We start from the raw sequence: 15,091 nt of genomic DNA, 5'->3' as shown, positions 1-15,091 counted from the left end.
TGACGGCGGCCGAGGAGTCCTTACAGACATGAGTGACGATCCGAACCCGAGTACGGACCGGAGCAGCGACGGCCACGGAAACGGTTCGCCGTCGGGACCGCAGGGACTGCGGCAGGAAGGGTGGGCACCCCGCCAGTCCTCGTCCGGCCGCCCGCGCCGCACCGGCCTGCGCCGGCTGCTGCCGACCTGGCGGATGGTCCTGGGCGGGTCCTTCGCCCTGCTGCTGCTCCTGGTCGGCGCTTTCTTCGTCGGCTACGCCCTGGTGTCCATCCCCGACGCGAACGCCGCCGCCATAGCGCAGAACAACGTCTACCTCTACTCCGACGGCAAGACCGAGATCTCCCGCGACGGCGCCGTCAACCGGCAGAGCATCCCGCTCGACCAGGTCGCCACGACCGCCCGCTACGCCACCCTCGCCGCGGAGGACCGCAACTTCTACCACGAGTCCGCGGTCAGCCCGAAGTCCATGGTGCGCGCCGCCTGGAACACCGCCACCGGCAAGGGCAAGCAGTCCGGCTCCACCATCACCCAGCAGTACGTCAAGAACTACTACCTCACCCAGAGCCAGACCGCCTCCCGCAAGGTGAAGGAGTTCTTCATCTCGATCAAGCTCGACCGCAACGAGACGAAGGACCAGATCCTCGAGGGCTACCTCAACACCAGCTACTACGGCCGCAACGCGTACGGCATCGAGGCCGCCTCCCAGGCGTACTTCAGCGAGAACGCCGCCGACCTCACCACCGGCCAGGCCGCCTACCTCGCCACACTGCTCAACGCACCCAGCGAGTACGACCTGTCCGCGCACCCCGAGAACGCCCCCGCCGCCAAGGCCCGCTGGAACTACGTCCTGGACGGCATGGTCAAGGAGCACTGGCTCACCCCGACCCAGCGCGCCGCCGTCACCTTCCCGACGATCGGCAAACCCAAGCCCATCGCGAGCAAGGCCGGACAGCGCGGCTACATCATCGAGGCCGTCAACCAGTACCTCACCGACCACCACATCGTGGACGCCGACGCGCTCAGCCACGGCGGCTACCGCATCGTCACCACCATCCAGAAACCCAAGGAGGACGCCTTCGTCAAGGCGGCCCAGGACGACGTCTACGACAAGCTCGGCCACACCAAGCAGGACAAGTACGTCCGAGCCGGCGGCGTCTCCATCGACCCCTCCACCGGGAACGTCGTCGCGCTCTACGGCGGCATCGACTACACCAAGCAGTACGTCAGCAGCGCCACCAACCGGACCTACCAGCCCGGCTCCACCTTCAAACCGGTGATCTTCACCGCCGCGCTGCAGAACCAGTCCACCACCCAGGACGGCCGGACGATCACCCCCACCACCGTCTACAACGGCGACAGCGGCCGCCAGGTGCAGGGCCCGAACGGCCCGGTCGGCTACCACCCGAACAACGAGGACGGCGTCGACTACGGCAACATCACCGTCACCCGCGCGATGGACCAGTCGGTCAACGCCGTCTTCGCGCAGATGGCACAGGACGTCGGCACCAAGAAGGTCATCGACACCGCACACGACCTCGGCATCCCTGACGCCGTCGACATCCCGCAGACCCCGGCCATGGCACTGGGCGCCTTCGGCAGCAGCCAGGCCAACCCCAACAGCGCCAGCCCGCTGGACATGGCGCAGGCGTACGCGACCCTCGCCAACCACGGCGTGGAGATCCCGTACTCGATCGTGGCGAAGGTCACCAAGGACGGCAACGCCCTGAACCTGCCCGACCGCAAGCCGGTGCAGTCCGTGCCGCGCAGCGCCGCCGACACCACCACCGCGATGCTCAAGAGCGTGGTCGACAGCCCCACCGGCACCGCCTCGGCCGCCCGGAACTCCGGATGGCCGTCAGCCGCGAAGACCGGCACCGCCGAGAACGACAAGGCCGCCTGGTTCGCCGGATACACGCCCAAACTCGCCACCGTCGTCGCCCTGTTCGGGATGAACCCGACCAACGGCGCCCAGGAGGAGCTGACCGGCTCCATGAACACCGGCCGGATCAACGGCGGCGGCCCGCCCGGCGCCGTCTGGGCCGACTACACCGCCGCCGCCCTGAAGAACCAGCCGGTCACCGGCTTCCACCTCGACCTCCAGAAGGGCAGCGAGACGGTCGCGCCGCAGAACGACCAGCCCACCACGCCGGACAGCGGCTCCACCACACCGCCCGCCACCGACACCCCGCCGCCGACCACCGGAACGACCCCGCCCGGCACACCGAGCACCCCGCCGACCACCGGAACCACGCCGCCCGGCACACCGAGCACCCCGCCGACCAGTTCCGTGCCCACCGGCCCGGTGCAGCCGCCCGGCGGCGGCCCCACCGACACGCTCGCCCCGCAGGACGGGGACGGCTCCCAGGACGGCTCGAACAGCCAGACCAGCCTGACCAGCCAGACCGGCAGACCCGCCTGACCGGCAGACCTGCCTGACCAGCAGACCGGCCTGACCGCACGCAAGGCAACGCCCCCGGCCGGCAGCGGCCGGGGGCGGACAGGGCGGGGGGGGTCCTACAGATACAGGCCGGTCGAGTCGTCGCCCTGGAGGCGTTCGGCGGCCACGGCGTGCAGGTCGCGCTCGCGCATCAGGACGTACGCCACGCCCTGCACCTCCACCTCCGCCCGGTCCTCCGGGTCGAACAGCACCCGGTCGCCGACCTCGACGCTCCGCACGTGCTGGCCGACCGCGACCACCTCGGCCCAGGCCAGCCGCTTCCCGACGGCCGCGGTCGCCGGGATCAGGATGCCGCCGCCACTGCGGCGCTCGCCCTCACCGCTGTCCTGCCGCACCAGAACGCGGTCGTGCAGCATGCGGATGGGCAGCTTGTCGTGTGCACTCTTCGAACTCACGCCGACGAACCTACCGGCGACGGCGCCACACGGTGAGACCGACCACCGCGGCCGCGACCGCCGCCCCGGCCACCGCGACCGGCACGATCCGCTCCATCCGCGGCGCGCCGTCCTCGTCGACGAACTGCGCCCGCGCCCGGCTGACCGCGCGGTTGGCCGCGACATAGGCCTGCCCGACCGTGTTGTCCAGCGCGGACACCGCCTTCGCCTTGGTGTCCCGCATGATCGTGACCGGGTGGACCCGGACCGCGATCTCGTCAAGCGTCACCGCGAGGTCCTGCCGCCTGCGGGCGATATCCGCCTCGATCTCAGCGGCCGTCCTGGCACCTTCCGACACCGCACTGCCTCCATCGCCTGATTAGGTAGCGTTCGGACAGTCTGTCAGTACGACGCGGCCCGCGCCTCGTCGGCACCCCCGTTTGCCCCAGGAGCCTTCATGTCCGACCGTCTCTCCCCCGGCGACACCGCCCCCGCGTTCACCCTGCCGGACGCCGACGGCAACCCGGTCTCGCTCGCCGACCACCTCGGCCGCAACGTGATCGTCTACTTCTACCCCGCCGCCCTCACCCCCGGCTGCACCAAGCAGGCGTGCGACTTCACCGACAACCTCGCGGTGTTCGCCGACGCCGGCTACGACGTCCTCGGCATCTCCCCCGACAAGCCGGAGAAGCTCGCGAAGTTCCGCGACAAGGAGTCCCTCAAGGTCACCCTGCTCGCCGACCCCGACCGCAGCGTCCTCACCGCGTACGGTGCCTTCGGCGAGAAGACCATGTACGGCAAGACCGTCACCGGCGTCATCCGCTCCACCCTCGTGGTCGACCCGGAGGGCAAGGTCGCGCACGCCTTCTACAACGTGAAGGCCACCGGCCACGTCGCCAAACTCCTCCGCGACCTGAAGATCTGACCCCCACCCACCCCCGCCACGTAACCCCCACCCACCGCCTTCGTTGACCCGTACGAGAGTACGAACACGCGCACGGTTGCGGAGGCGGCCATGGCAGTCAGGTACACCCGCGAGCTCTTGGAGGAGGCGGCTCGCGAAGCGCACATCGACGACGCGGTCCGCCACTGCGGAGGCCGTCCGACGCCGGGCAGCCGGCGCTATCTACGGCTGAAGATGGCGGAGGCGGGTATCGACATCACCCACTTCGCCACCCAGCGGACCAGACATACCGAGGACAGGCTGCGCGCCGCGGTGGCAGCGTCGACAAGCGTCAAGGGCGTGGTGCGCCACCTCGGTATCAGCCAGGTCGGCGGCAACCAGACGCACATCAGCCGCCGGATCACCGCGCTCGGCATCGACACCTCGCACTTCGCGCCGCCGCCCCAACGCGCCCCGGGTGCCCGGCGGGAGGGCCCGCTGCGGCTGGGCGACCCGGCCCGGGGCAGGGTTCCCGGCCGCCGGCTGCGCGGCGCGCTGGTGCGGTCGGGCGTGCCGCAGACCTGCGCGATGTGCGGCATCGGCACGGAGTGGAACGGGAAGCCGCTCACCCTCGAAGTCGACCACCTCAGCGGAGAGTGGTGGGACAACCGCCGGGAGAACCTGCGCTTCCTGTGCCCGAACTGCCATGCGGTCACCGACACGTACCGCGGCCGCAGCCGCGCAATCCGATGAGCGCGCCACGGTTCGACCGCGAGCTACTGGCGCGGGAAGCAGTGGACTGCACCAGCCTCGCGCAACTCCAGGACCGTCTCGGCCTGCCCTCCGATCCCGTCTCGCGCAGCGGCCTGCGCCGGAGACTGACGCGCTGCGGCGTCGACACCACCCACTTCACCGACCTACGCGGCTACGGCCAGGAGCTGATCGGGCGGGAGGTGCTCACGGCTGCCGTCACGGCGTCCAGCAGCGTCAGCGGCGTGCTCAGAGCACTGGGCCTACGGTGCGACACCACGGGACGCAGGCGGGTAAGGAGAAGTCTGGACGCGCTCGGTATCGACACCGCCCACTTCACCGGGCAGCAGCACTTCCTGGGCAGCGTGTCACCGAACCGGAAGCCCGCCGAGCAGATACTCGTCCGACGCCGTGCAGGCGCGAGCCGTACCGGGACGAGGATGCTCAGGCGCGCGTTGGACGACATCGGGGTGCCGCGGGTCTGCGCCGAGTGCCGCACCGGTGAGCTGTGGCAGGGCCGACGCCTGGTCCTGGAGATCGATCACATCAGCGGCGACCCGCTGGACGACCGCCGCGAGAACCTGCGGTACCTGTGCCCGTCGTGCCACAGCCAGACCGCTACGTTCGGGCGCCGGTCCGGCCGTGCGGGGGACGCCCGCGACGAAGTAAAGTAACGCGGCGGGCCCGTACCCCAGCAGGCTAGAGGGCACCGGTTTAGGTCCGGCGTGTCGTGGGTTCGAGTCCCACCGGGCCCACCGCTCGGGCGCGGCATCCCATCCGTGGATGCCGCGCTCTCGGCAGGCTCAGCCGAGGAGTTCGGTGAGCATCGGGACCAGCGCCCGGAACGCCTTGCCGCGATGGCTGATCGCGTTCTTCTCCGCCGCACTCAGCTCCGCACAGGTCCGCTCCTCGCCGTCGGGCTGGAGGATCGGGTCGTAGCCGAAGCCGCCGGCGCCCGCCGGGGCGTGCCGGAGGGTGCCGCGCAGCCGGCCCTCGGCGACGCGGGTGGTGCCGTCGGGCAGCGCGAGGGCGGCGGCGCAGGCGAAGTGGGCGGCGCGGTGCGGGTGTTCGATGTCGCCGAGCTGGGCGAGCAGCAGGTCGAGGTTGGCGAGGTCGTCGCCGTGCTTGCCGGCCCAGCGGGCGGAGAAGATGCCGGGCGAGCCGCCGAGCACGTCCACGCACAGCCCCGAGTCGTCGGCGACCGCGGGCAGCCCGGTGGCCTCGGCGAGGGCGCGTGCCTTGAGCAGCGCGTTCTCGGCGAAGGTGACCCCGGTCTCCTTGACGTCGGGGATCTCCGGGTAGGCGTCGGCGCCGACGAGGTCGTTGTCGAGGCCGGCCTCGGTGAGGATGGCCCGGAGTTCGGTGACCTTGTGGGCGTTGCGGGTGGCGAGCACGAGACGGGTGGTCATGGACCGATTATCCCTGGGCGCAGACCGCGGTGAGGTGGCCGGCGGCGCTGCCGACGGGGCGCAGGTCGGGGTTGTGGCCGTCGGCGGCGCTGGTGCGGGCGCGGCGGACCGAGGCGGACAGGTCGGAGACGGCGTGGCTGACGTCGGGGTCGTGGCGGCGGTCGCCGATCCGGTCGAGGTCGGTCTGCACCTTGTCGAGGGCCTTGACGGTGGCCTTGCGGCGGCTGGGGTCGGAGACCTGGCCGATGTTGGTGGCGTTGCTCTGCAGGTCCTGGACGTCGCCGGCGACGGTGGCGGCGGTCTTGGCGCAGTCCAGTGCGCGGGTGACGCCGTGGCAGGCGGTGAGGGTCACGGCGAAGAGCAGGGCGGCGAGCGGCAGGACGGCGGCGCGGGTGCGTAAGAAGCGGCCGGTTCGCCTGCCGTGGGCGGGTGCGGCGCCTGTACGGCGTTCGGCGCGGGTGGCGCGTAGGACCCGTATGGCGCGGGCGCGGGCGTGGGCGCGTACGGGGGCGGTGGCCCGTATGACGTGCGCGGGTACGAAGCGGGCGGTGCGAACGGCGGTGCGGCGGCGGTTCATTGCGGTGATCCCTCCCCGGCTCCGCGCGCGGCGGCGTACCACGCGCATCTGTAGACACGCGGCGTGCGCGGGGAGGGTTGCCCCCGAACTGGGGTGCGGGCGCAGATAGGGGTGGGTGTGGGTAGGGGTGCGGGGCGCGGAGAGGGGTGCTCTCCGCGCCCGGTGCGGGGCCGCCGGCCGGAGCCGTCAGTCGGCCACGGTGGCCAGGGCCGCCTGCTGGAGCTTGCTGAGGTCGGCGCAGCCGCCGGTGGCGAGTGCGAGCAGCGCGTCGAGTTCGGCCCGGTCGAAGGGCGCGCCCTCCGCGGTGCCCTGGACCTCCACGAAGCGGCCGTCCCCGGTGCAGACGACGTTCATGTCGGTCTCCGCCTTGACGTCTTCCTCGTAGGCGAGGTCGAGGACGGGGGCGCCGTCGACGATGCCGACGCTGACGGCGGCGACGGTGCCGGTGATCGGCTTGGCCTTGAGCCGTACCAGGTGGTTGGCCTGCATCCAGGCGACCGCGTCGACGAGCGCGACGTAGGCGCCGGTGATCGCGGCGGTGCGGGTGCCGCCGTCGGCCTGGAGGACGTCGCAGTCGAGGACGATGGTGTTCTCGCCGAGCGCCTTGTAGTCGATGACGGCGCGCAGTGAGCGGCCGATCAGCCGGGAGATCTCGTGGGTGCGGCCGCCGATCTTGCCGCGGACGGACTCGCGGTCGCCGCGGGTGTTGGTGGCGCGCGGCAGCATGCTGTACTCGGCGGTGACCCAGCCCTCGCCGCTGCCCTTGCGCCAGCGCGGTACGCCTTGGGTGGCGCTGGCGGTGCAGAGCACTCGGGTGTCGCCGAAGGCGACCAGGACGGACCCTTCGGCGTGTTTGCTCCAGCCCCGCTCGATGGTGACGGGGCGGAGCTGGTCGGGGGTGCGGCCGTCGAATCGTGACATGCGGTTGAGCCTATCCGGGTGAGCGGCCGCCCCTGTCCCCCGCACTTACATCATGTCGTCGATCTCCCCGGCGATCGGGTCCGCGTCGGTGCCGATGACGACCTGGATCGCGTTGCCCATCTTGACCACGCCGTGTGCGCCGGCGGCCTTCAGCGCGGCTTCGTCGACGCGGGTGGGGTCGACCACTTCGGTGCGCAGGCGGGTGATGCAGCCCTCGACCTCTTCGATGTTGTCGATTCCGCCGAGCCCGGCGACGATCTTCTCTGCCTTGGTGGCCATCTGCTTCTCCTGTTGTCCTGGCCCGCCGGGCGCTTCCCGTGCCCACCGGGACCCGCCGGCGGGTCGGTATGTTTCCGTTATGTCACGTTAACCCACGGTTGGCCCTGTTTCACGGGTGGTGAAGGCTCGCCCGGGGCGTCCCTTCCGGCCTCCGACGACCCCGTCCGCGGGGTGCCCTCCGCGGCGACGGAACGCGCCGGAGCGCAACCAGTGGTTTAGACCACTGTACGCGACCGACCCGATCGGGCCGCCGCAAGGGAGCCGCGGGAGCGATCGCTCACGCCGCCGACTACGACCCGGCCGCGTCCGTCGCCGATCGTCGGCGCCCGCTTCGCGCTGGTCTACTATGTTCTCGTCCGCTTTGCCGCCCTCCCTTTCGACCCGGAAACGCCCGGTCGTGAGCCCGAGGAGCCGGGCGGGCGGAGAGCGCGCCGACGGCGACGGATGGACGACGTCGGGCAGCGCCGGGCGGCGGCGGGCCGGCCGGCCGATGTGGCGCAGCACATACGGAATCAAGGATTCCGCTCCCTCCGCCTCACGTGTTACAAAGGTCTACACCACTTAGTGGTATAGACCTGTCCCCACGGAGGATTTTCGATGAGTACGGCCACCGCTCCGGCCCCCGCGGCTCCCGCGGCCCCCGCGAAGAAGCGGGGTTCCGGCCTTTTCCAGGGCCTGCAGAAGGTCGGCCGCAGCCTCCAGCTCCCGATCGCGGTGCTGCCCGCCGCGGGCATCATGGTCCGGCTCGGCGCCGACGACGTCTTCGGCAAGGACGGCCTGGGCTGGGGCAAGGTCGCCACCGTCTTCAGCAACGCCGGCGGCGCGCTGACCGGGGCGCTGCCGCTGCTGTTCTGCATAGGCGTGGCGATCGGTTTCGCCAAGAAGTCGGACGGCTCCACGGCGCTCGCCGCGGTCGTCGGCTTCCTCGTCTACAGCAAGGTGCTCCAGGCGTTCCCGGTGCACGACGCGGTGATCAACACCACCGCCAACAAGGGCGTGGACGTGGCCGCGGTCTACAACGACCCCGGCGTGCTCGGCGGCATCATCATGGGGCTGCTCTCCGCGGTGATCTGGCAGCGGTACCACCGCACCAAGCTGGTGGACTGGCTCGGCTTCTTCAACGGCCGCCGGCTGGTGCCGATCCTGATGGCCTTCGTCGGCCTGCTCGTCGGCGTCTTCTTCGGCCTGGTCTGGGAGCCGATCGGCAACGGCATCACGCACTTCGGCGACTGGATGACCGGTCTCGGCGCGGGCGGCGCGGCGCTCTTCGGCGGCGTCAACCGCGCGTTGATCCCGGTCGGCATGCACCAGTTCGTGAACACCGTCGCCTGGTTCCAGCTCGGTGACTTCACCAAGCCCGACGGCACCGTCGTGCACGGCGACATCACCCGGTTCCTGGCCGGCGACCACACCGCGGGCATGTTCCAGTCCGGCTTCTTCCCGATCATGATGTTCGGCCTGCCCGCCGCCGCGCTGGCCATGGCGCACACCGCGCGGCCCGAGCGCCGCAAGGCCGTGCTCGGCATGATGGTCTCGCTCGCCCTGACCTCGTTCGTCACCGGCGTCACCGAGCCGATCGAGTTCTCCTTCATGTTCATCGCGCCGATCCTGTACGCGGTGCACGTCGTGCTGACCGCCGCGTCGATGGCCGTCACCTGGGGCCTGGGCGTGCACGCCGGCTTCAACTTCTCGGCCGGCTTCATCGACTACGTGCTCAACTGGAACCACGCCACCCGGCCATGGCTCATCATCCCGATCGGCCTGGTCTTCGCCGCGGTCTACTACACCGTCTTCCGGTTCGCGATCGTGAAGTTCGACCTCAAGACACCGGGGCGTGAACCCGTGGAGGAAGTCGAGGATCTGACGAAGTAGTCGCTCCGTCAGATCTCGTAGACCGCGCCCGCCTTCGCCAGTTCCACCGGACCGGCGAAGGCGGCCTGCGCGTCCCGGAGGTTCACCGACGGGTTGGTCCACGGCGGGATGTGGGTGAGCACCAGCCGGTCCACGCCCGCGCCCTCGGCGATCTGCCCCGCCTCGCGCCCGTTGAGGTGCAGGTCGGGGATGTCCTCCTTGCCGTGGGTGAAGGACGCCTCGCACAGGAACAGGTCCGCGCCCTCGGCCAGGCCGCGCAGCGCCTCGCACGGTCCGGTGTCACCGGAGTACGCCAGCGTCCGGCCGTCGGCCTCGATCCGGAAGCCGTACGCCTCCACCGGGTGGCTGACCGCGGCCGTGGTGACCTCGAACGGGCCGAGCCGGAACGCGCCGGGCCGCAGCGTGCGGAAGTCGAAGACCTCGCTCATGCACTTCTCGTCCGGCACGTCGCCGTAGGCGATGCTCAGCCGGCGCTCGGTGCCCGCCGGGCCGTAGACCGGGATCGCCGAGACCGGGCCGCCCTCGTGGCGGTAGTAACGGGCCACGAAGTAGCCGCACATGTCGATGCAGTGGTCCGCGTGCAGATGGCTCAGCAGCACCGCGTCCAGGTCGTACAGGCCGCAGTGGCGCTGGAGTTCGCCCAGCGCGCCGTTGCCCATGTCGATCAGCAGCCGGAAGCCGTCGGCTTCGAGCAGATAGCTCGAGCAGGCCGAGTCCGCGGACGGGAACGAGCCCGAGCAGCCGACGACGGTGAGGTTCATCGCGGGGTACACCTCCGAGGGCGCGGCGCATCGCCCCGATCCGGCTCCTAGGTGGCGGACTCCCGCCACGTTCTAGGAAGGGTAAAGCGGGCGGCTGCGCAGCGCGCTCTTACGGGCACCGGTTGTGGGCGGAATCACCAGTCCGGGTCACCCCGAACCCGGCTGCGAACGCGACCCGCCCCCGCGTACCCCGCGGGGAGCGGGTCACCGTGCTAGGGCCCGGGCGGCCGGGGGCCCGCTCACCTGTGGGCCTACGCCCAGAGCTGGCCGTGCAGCGCGGCGACGGCCTCTTCCGTGGAGGCGGCGGTGTAGATGCCGGTGGACAGGTACTTCCAGCCGCCGTCGGCGACCACGAAGACGATGTCCGCCCGCTCGCCGGCCTGCTCGGCCTTGCGTGCCACGCCGAGTGCCGCGTGCAGCGCCGCGCCGGTGGAGACCCCGGCGAAGATGCCCTCCTCGGACAGGAGTTCACGGGTGCGGCGGACCGCGTCCTGCGAGCCGACCGAGAAGCGGGTGGTCAGCACCGACTCGTCGTACAGCTCGGGTACGAAGCCCTCGTCGAGGTTGCGCAGGCCGTAGACGACGTCGTCGTAGCGCGGCTCGGCGGCCACGATGGCGACGCCGGGCACCTTCTCCCGCAGGTAGCGGCCGACGCCCATCAGGGTGCCGGTGGTGCCCAGGCCCGCCACGAAGTGGGTGATGGTGGGCAGGTCGGCGAGGATCTCCGGGCCGGTGGTGGCGTAGTGCGCGCCGGGGTTCGCCGCGTTTCCGTACTGGTAGAGCATCACCCAGTCGGGGTGCTCGGCGGCCAGCTCCTTCGCGACCCGCACCGCGGTGTTGGAGCCGCCGGCCGCGGGCGAGGAGATGATCTCCGCGCCCCACATGGCCAGCAGTTCGCGCCGCTCGGAGGAGGTGTTCTCGGGCATCACGCAGACGATCCGGTAGCCCTTGAGGCGGGCCGCCATCGCCAGCGAGATGCCGGTGTTGCCGGAGGTCGGCTCCAGGATGGTGCAGCCGGGGGTGAGCACGCCCTCCGCCTCGGCCCGCTCGATCATGTGCAGCGCCGGGCGGTCCTTGACCGAGCCGGTGGGGTTGCGGTCCTCCAGCTTCGCCCAGACGCTCACCTGCTCCGACGGCGACAGCCGGGGCAGGCGCACCAGCGGAGTGTTGCCGACCGCGGCCAGCGGGCTGTCGTACCGCATCAGCGTCGGCCGGCCGGCGCGGCCGCGGTGCGCGCGGCCGGGTCGGGGGCGCCCGAGCCGCCGGCCACGGCGGGCAGGATCGTCACGCTGTCGCCGTCGGCGACCTTGGTGGCGATGCCGTCGAGGAAGCGGACGTCCTCGTCGTTGAGGTACACGTTCACGAAGCGGCGCAGCTCGCCGCCGTCCACGACGCGGTCGCGCAGACCCGCGTGGCGGGAGTCGAGGTCGGTGAACAGCTCGTCGAGCGTGGTCCCGGCACCCGGCACGGCCTTCTGGCCGTCGGTGTACGTGCGGAGGATGGTCGGGATGCGGACCTCGATGGCCATGACTGCGCTCCTGTGAGTACGGACGAAGCTGGGTGGGTGGCGCCGGTCTGGAGCCGGGGTGGTTCCGTGCGGGCCGTGCGGGTGCGGTGCCGGACGGCGACGAGCGGTGTGCCGCCCGGGCGGCGGGCGCGCTCAGGCGCGCGGACACGCCGCGCTGGTACGGCGGCACAGGTCGACGTGCAGCCGCGCCACGAGCAGCGCGCCGGGCGCCGTGTCGCTCATGAGTCGCTCACACCGAGGAGAACCATGGGGTCATCGTATCGATTCCCTTGCCCCGTCCGGCTGGTCCGTCCCAGTATCCGGAAGCTCACGACGTGGAAGGCACTACTTCGACCGGTTCTTCGGTGACCTGGCCGTCCACGATGCGGAACGAGCGGAACTGGAACTCCTCCGCGGTGGAGACCAGCACGTAGTGCGCGCCGGGCTCGTTGGCGTAGGAGATGTCGGTACGGGAGGGGTACGCCTCGGTGGCGGTGTGCGAGTGGTAGACGATCACCGGCTCCTCGTCGCGGTCGTCCATGTCGCGGTAGAGCCTGAGCAGGTCGGTGGAGTCGAACTCGTAGAACGTCGGCGAGCGGGCCGCGTTCAGCATCGGCACGAACCGCTCGGGGCGGCCGCTGCCCTCCGGCCCCGCCACGATCCCGCACGCCTCGTCGGGGTGGTCGGCGCGGGCGTGGGCCACGATCGCGTCGTACAGGTCCTGGGTGATGGTGAGCATGCGGGAAAAGTAACAGGGGCCGGCCCGGCCGCTACACCGCCGGGGTGCCCGGAAGTCCGCCGGACTCCCCCGCCGCCGGGTCCTCCGCCGGGTCCTCCGCGCTGCCCGCTCCCGGGTTCACCGCCGGGCCGCCGCCGGGCGCGGGGGCCGCGGCCGGCGGCGGCAGGTGCGGGCGGCGGGCGAACGCCGCCGGGTCGCGCCGCTTGAGCACCCGGTAGCCGGCGCCGAGCAGCGCCGCCCACAGCGGCACCCCGTACAGCGACACCCGGGCGTCGGAGTCGAGGCCGATCAGCACCACGACCAGGGCGAGGAAGGCCAGCGCGCACCAGCTGGCGGCCGCTCCCCCGGGGGCGGTGAACCACGCGGGCGCGGCCTGCCCGGCGCGTACGGCGGCGCGGTAGCGGATGTGCGCGGCCAGGATCACCGCCCAGGTCCACACCGCGGCCACCGTGGCGAACGCGGTGATGTAGGTGAACGCCCCTTCGGGGTCCACGTAGTTGATCCACACCCCGATGCCCATCACGGCCACCGAGGCGAACGTGCCGAGCGCCGGGGTGCGGCGGGCGGTGAGCCGGTCGAAGGCGCGCGGGCCCTGCCCGTTGGCGGCCAGGTCGCGCAGCATGCGGCCGGTGGAGTACATGCCGGAGTTGCAGGACGACAGCGCGGCGGTGAGCACCACGAAGTTGACCACGCCGGCGCCGAACGGGATGCCGATCTTCGCGAAGGCGGCCACGAACGGGCTGACCCCCGGCTGGAACTCCGTCCACGGCACCACGCACAGGATCACCGTGAGCGCGCCGACGTAGAACAGCACGATCCGCCACGGCAGCGTGTTGATCGCCTTGGGCAGGGTCCTGCGCGGGTCGCGGGCCTCGCCCGCGGTGACCCCGACGAGCTCGACCGCGAGGTAGGCGAACATCACCATCTGCAAGGTCAGCAGCGAGTGGCCGACCCCGTTGGGGAAGAAGCCGCCGTCCCGCCACAGGTGGCCGACCGACGCGGTGTGCCCGGCGGCGGAGACCCCGAGGGTGAGCACGCCGACGCCGATCAGGATCATCCCGAGGATCGCGGTGACCTTGACCGTCGACAGCCAGAACTCGATCTCGCCGAAGAGCCGCACCGACACCAGGTTGGCGGTGGCCAGCAGCAGCAGGAACACCAGCGCGGCGGTCCACTGCGGCACCCCCGGCCACCAGTAGTTGACGTAGGTGGCGGCGGCGGTGACCTCGGCCATGCCGGTGACCACCCACATCAGCCAGTACGTCCAGCCGGTGACGTAGCCGGTGAACGGGCCGAGGAACTCCCGGGCGTAGTCGGCGAAGGAGCCGGAGACCGGGCGGTAGGTGAGCAGTTCGCCGAGCGCGCGCATGATGCAGAAGATGACCGCGCCGGCGACGGCGTACATCAGCAGCAGGCTGGGGCCGGCCCGGTGGATCGCGCTGCCGGCGCCCAGGAACAGGCCGGTGCCGATGGCGCCGCCGATCGCGATCATCTGGATCTGCCGGCTGCCCAGCCCGCGGGTGTAGCCCTCCTCGCCGGTCGCCGGGCCGCCGCCCGGCCCGCCCTCCGGGCCGTCCGACACGGGCCGCACGCGCGTTTCGTCCACCATGGGCGGATACGTACCCCGCGGCGGCGTCCGCGCGGCGGGTGGGACCGCCGCCGGTCCGCACGTCACCGGAAAGGGCGAAGGGTCAGCGCAGCAGCGTCTCGACCAGGCTCTCCTGCAGGCCGCCGAGCCACAGGTACGCCATGACCAGCGGCTTGCGGGGGTCGCCCTCCGGCAGGTGGTACAGCTCGTCGGCCTCGTCCTCGGTGACGCCGAGCCGGGTCCCTATGGTCAGCCGCAGGTCGTTGAGGGCGCCGAGCCACTGCCGGGCCTGGTCCTCGGTGAGCTTGAGCACCGGGCCGCCGGCGTCGAGCACGCGGATCATCGCCAGCGCGTCCTCGCGCTTGCGGGCCCGCAGGTCGTTCTCGGTGAAGCGGCGGAACTCCGAGGCGTCCTCGGTCTCCTCGTAGGCGTCGGGGAAGAGCCGGGCCAGCGCCGGGTCGTCCGGCGGCTTGGTGGGGCCCTCGGCGAAGAGCTGCGCGAGCGGGTCGTCGTCGGCGTCGGCCGGCTGGTCGCCCGGCCCGACCAGTTCCAGCAGCTGGACGGCGAGGCTGCGCAGGATCGAGATCTCCACCTCGTCCAGCGTGATGGTGGCGCCGCCGCCGCGGACCGGCTCGAAGGAGCCGGCACGGCCCCGTCGGCGCGCCATCAGCGGTCCTGCGACAGCGTCGCCCACAGGCCGTAGCCGTGCATCGCCTGCACGTCCCGCTCCATCTCCTCGCGCGTGCCGCTGGAGACCACGGCCCGGCCCTTGTAGTGGACGTCCTTCATCAGCTTGGTGGCCTTGCCCTTCGAGTACCCGAAGTACGTCTGGAAGACATACGTCACGTAGCTCATGAGGTTGACGGGGTCGTTGTGCACGAGGGTCACCCAGGGCACGTCCGGCTCGGGGACCACCGAAGGGGCCTCGCTGGACTCGGTGCGCTCGATCTCGGCAGGTGCGACGCTGCACATC

19 protein-coding genes and 1 tRNA gene are annotated in these 15,091 nt (G+C 71.5%); 6 read left to right on the top strand and 14 right to left on the bottom strand.

The genetic code is table 11. The features are described 5' to 3' along the window. The first annotated feature begins 28 nt into the window (after positions 1-28). Positions 29-2,419: a transglycosylase domain-containing protein gene (locus OG896_RS25790; protein ID WP_329369116.1), complete on the top strand. Its 2,391-nt coding sequence runs from the start codon at positions 29-31 to the stop codon at positions 2,417-2,419. A 95-nt stretch (positions 2,420-2,514) separates the two neighbouring features. Here OG896_RS25790 and OG896_RS25785 read toward each other — a convergent pair whose 3' ends face one another. Further along, positions 2,515-2,814 (bottom strand): GroES family chaperonin, encoded by a 300-nt coding sequence (locus tag OG896_RS25785; RefSeq protein WP_328474117.1) that lies wholly within the window; start codon positions 2,812-2,814, stop codon positions 2,515-2,517. A gap of 49 nt (positions 2,815-2,863) precedes the next feature. Continuing rightward, a complete protein-coding gene (locus OG896_RS25780; protein WP_329369115.1) occupies positions 2,864-3,190 on the bottom strand; it encodes a DUF3618 domain-containing protein in 327 nt (108 codons plus the stop codon). A gap of 99 nt (positions 3,191-3,289) precedes the next feature. On the opposite strand from OG896_RS25780, the gene bcp reads away from it, so the two are divergent. From bcp to OG896_RS25760, 4 genes are all read left to right on the top strand, one after another. After that, positions 3,290-3,757 (top strand): thioredoxin-dependent thiol peroxidase, encoded by a 468-nt coding sequence (bcp, locus tag OG896_RS25775; RefSeq protein WP_329369114.1) that lies wholly within the window; start codon positions 3,290-3,292, stop codon positions 3,755-3,757. Positions 3,758-3,847: 90 nt separating this feature from the next. After that, entirely contained in the window at positions 3,848-4,468 is a 621-nt protein-coding gene (locus OG896_RS25770) for an HNH endonuclease (RefSeq protein WP_329369112.1), read from the top strand. Next, a complete protein-coding gene (locus OG896_RS25765; RefSeq protein ID WP_329369111.1) occupies positions 4,465-5,139 on the top strand; it encodes an HNH endonuclease in 675 nt (224 codons plus the stop codon). Before OG896_RS25770 ends, OG896_RS25765 begins: the two co-directional genes overlap by 4 nt. 6 nt (positions 5,140-5,145) lie before the next feature. After that, positions 5,146-5,220 (top strand) — tRNA-Leu (locus OG896_RS25760). A gap of 48 nt (positions 5,221-5,268) precedes the next feature. Here the strand turns inward: OG896_RS25760 and rdgB are convergent. The 4 genes from rdgB to OG896_RS25740 form a co-directional block, all read right to left on the bottom strand. After that, the gene (gene rdgB, locus OG896_RS25755; RefSeq protein WP_329369110.1) at positions 5,269-5,874 is read right to left on the bottom strand and encodes an RdgB/HAM1 family non-canonical purine NTP pyrophosphatase; all 606 of its coding nucleotides are present in this window, start codon (positions 5,872-5,874) and stop codon (positions 5,269-5,271) included. A 7-nt stretch (positions 5,875-5,881) separates the two neighbouring features. Further along, positions 5,882-6,451 carry a hypothetical protein gene (locus OG896_RS25750; protein WP_329369108.1) on the bottom strand — a complete coding sequence of 190 codons (570 nt, stop codon included), beginning with the start codon at positions 6,449-6,451 and terminating at the stop codon, positions 5,882-5,884. A gap of 186 nt (positions 6,452-6,637) precedes the next feature. Beyond that, positions 6,638-7,372 carry a ribonuclease PH gene (rph, locus tag OG896_RS25745; RefSeq protein ID WP_328464521.1) on the bottom strand — a complete coding sequence of 245 codons (735 nt, stop codon included), beginning with the start codon at positions 7,370-7,372 and terminating at the stop codon, positions 6,638-6,640. A 45-nt stretch (positions 7,373-7,417) separates the two neighbouring features. After that, a complete protein-coding gene (locus tag OG896_RS25740) occupies positions 7,418-7,651 on the bottom strand; it encodes a PTS glucose/sucrose transporter subunit IIB (protein WP_328464523.1) in 234 nt (77 codons plus the stop codon). 597 nt (positions 7,652-8,248) lie between these two features. On the opposite strand from OG896_RS25740, the gene OG896_RS25735 reads away from it, so the two are divergent. Then, positions 8,249-9,523 (top strand): PTS transporter subunit EIIC, encoded by a 1,275-nt coding sequence (locus OG896_RS25735; protein ID WP_329369106.1) that lies wholly within the window; start codon positions 8,249-8,251, stop codon positions 9,521-9,523. 8 nt (positions 9,524-9,531) lie between these two features. On the opposite strand, the gene OG896_RS25730 is transcribed toward OG896_RS25735, so the two are convergent. From OG896_RS25730 to clpS, 8 genes are all read right to left on the bottom strand, one after another. After that, positions 9,532-10,284, bottom strand: coding sequence for an MBL fold metallo-hydrolase (locus OG896_RS25730; RefSeq protein ID WP_328464527.1), 753 nt, complete (start codon positions 10,282-10,284; stop codon positions 9,532-9,534). A 251-nt stretch (positions 10,285-10,535) separates the two neighbouring features. Then, positions 10,536-11,486 carry a PLP-dependent cysteine synthase family protein gene (locus tag OG896_RS25725; protein ID WP_328464529.1) on the bottom strand — a complete coding sequence of 317 codons (951 nt, stop codon included), beginning with the start codon at positions 11,484-11,486 and terminating at the stop codon, positions 10,536-10,538. Further along, complete coding sequence (locus OG896_RS25720; RefSeq protein WP_329369103.1) at positions 11,486-11,812, bottom strand: MoaD/ThiS family protein; 327 nt, start codon at positions 11,810-11,812, stop codon at positions 11,486-11,488. The genes OG896_RS25725 and OG896_RS25720 overlap by 1 nt, the downstream gene beginning before the upstream one ends. Positions 11,813-11,944: 132 nt before the next feature. Next, a complete protein-coding gene (locus tag OG896_RS25715) occupies positions 11,945-12,034 on the bottom strand; it encodes a putative leader peptide (protein ID WP_328464533.1) in 90 nt (29 codons plus the stop codon). 85 nt (positions 12,035-12,119) lie between these two features. Then, positions 12,120-12,530, bottom strand: coding sequence for a M67 family metallopeptidase (locus OG896_RS25710; protein WP_328464535.1), 411 nt, complete (start codon positions 12,528-12,530; stop codon positions 12,120-12,122). A 31-nt stretch (positions 12,531-12,561) separates the two neighbouring features. Further along, positions 12,562-14,136, bottom strand: coding sequence for an amino acid permease (locus OG896_RS25705; RefSeq protein WP_329374268.1), 1,575 nt, complete (start codon positions 14,134-14,136; stop codon positions 12,562-12,564). Between the two features lie 85 nt (positions 14,137-14,221). Continuing rightward, positions 14,222-14,785, bottom strand: a complete 564-nt coding sequence (locus OG896_RS25700; RefSeq protein WP_329369101.1) for a DUF2017 domain-containing protein — start codon at positions 14,783-14,785, stop codon at positions 14,222-14,224. Then, positions 14,785-15,090, bottom strand: coding sequence for an ATP-dependent Clp protease adapter ClpS (gene clpS / locus OG896_RS25695; RefSeq protein WP_328464539.1), 306 nt, complete (start codon positions 15,088-15,090; stop codon positions 14,785-14,787). The genes OG896_RS25700 and clpS overlap by 1 nt, the downstream gene beginning before the upstream one ends. Position 15,091 lies beyond the last annotated feature (1 nt).

Source organism: Streptomyces sp. NBC_00669, assembly GCF_036226785.1.
Taxonomy (GTDB): Bacteria; Actinomycetota; Actinomycetes; order Streptomycetales; family Streptomycetaceae; genus Actinacidiphila.
Note: the sequence above shows the minus strand (reverse complement) of the source record. Positions and strands in the feature narration are given on the sequence as shown.

What these genes read in the sequence shown, in the direction of transcription:
- OG896_RS25790 (WP_329369116.1), top strand. Translation starts at nt 29, where the DNA reads ATGAGTGACGATCCGAACCCGAGTACGGACCGGAGCAGCGACGGCCAC.
- OG896_RS25785 (WP_328474117.1), bottom strand. Translation starts at nt 2,814, where the DNA reads ATGCTGCACGACCGCGTTCTGGTGCGGCAGGACAGCGGTGAGGGCGAG.
- bcp (WP_329369114.1), top strand. Translation starts at nt 3,290, where the DNA reads ATGTCCGACCGTCTCTCCCCCGGCGACACCGCCCCCGCGTTCACCCTG.
- OG896_RS25770 (WP_329369112.1), top strand. Translation starts at nt 3,848, where the DNA reads ATGGCAGTCAGGTACACCCGCGAGCTCTTGGAGGAGGCGGCTCGCGAA.
- OG896_RS25765 (WP_329369111.1), top strand. Translation starts at nt 4,465, where the DNA reads ATGAGCGCGCCACGGTTCGACCGCGAGCTACTGGCGCGGGAAGCAGTG.
- rdgB (WP_329369110.1), bottom strand. Translation starts at nt 5,874, where the DNA reads ATGACCACCCGTCTCGTGCTCGCCACCCGCAACGCCCACAAGGTCACC.
- OG896_RS25750 (WP_329369108.1), bottom strand. Translation starts at nt 6,451, where the DNA reads ATGAACCGCCGCCGCACCGCCGTTCGCACCGCCCGCTTCGTACCCGCG.
- rph (WP_328464521.1), bottom strand. Translation starts at nt 7,372, where the DNA reads ATGTCACGATTCGACGGCCGCACCCCCGACCAGCTCCGCCCCGTCACC.
- OG896_RS25740 (WP_328464523.1), bottom strand. Translation starts at nt 7,651, where the DNA reads ATGGCCACCAAGGCAGAGAAGATCGTCGCCGGGCTCGGCGGAATCGAC.
- OG896_RS25735 (WP_329369106.1), top strand. Translation starts at nt 8,249, where the DNA reads ATGAGTACGGCCACCGCTCCGGCCCCCGCGGCTCCCGCGGCCCCCGCG.
- OG896_RS25730 (WP_328464527.1), bottom strand. Translation starts at nt 10,284, where the DNA reads ATGAACCTCACCGTCGTCGGCTGCTCGGGCTCGTTCCCGTCCGCGGAC.
- OG896_RS25725 (WP_328464529.1), bottom strand. Translation starts at nt 11,486, where the DNA reads ATGCGGTACGACAGCCCGCTGGCCGCGGTCGGCAACACTCCGCTGGTG.
- OG896_RS25720 (WP_329369103.1), bottom strand. Translation starts at nt 11,812, where the DNA reads ATGGCCATCGAGGTCCGCATCCCGACCATCCTCCGCACGTACACCGAC.
- OG896_RS25715 (WP_328464533.1), bottom strand. Translation starts at nt 12,034, where the DNA reads ATGAGCGACACGGCGCCCGGCGCGCTGCTCGTGGCGCGGCTGCACGTC.
- OG896_RS25710 (WP_328464535.1), bottom strand. Translation starts at nt 12,530, where the DNA reads ATGCTCACCATCACCCAGGACCTGTACGACGCGATCGTGGCCCACGCC.
- OG896_RS25700 (WP_329369101.1), bottom strand. Translation starts at nt 14,785, where the DNA reads ATGGCGCGCCGACGGGGCCGTGCCGGCTCCTTCGAGCCGGTCCGCGGC.
- clpS (WP_328464539.1), bottom strand. Translation starts at nt 15,090, where the DNA reads ATGTGCAGCGTCGCACCTGCCGAGATCGAGCGCACCGAGTCCAGCGAG.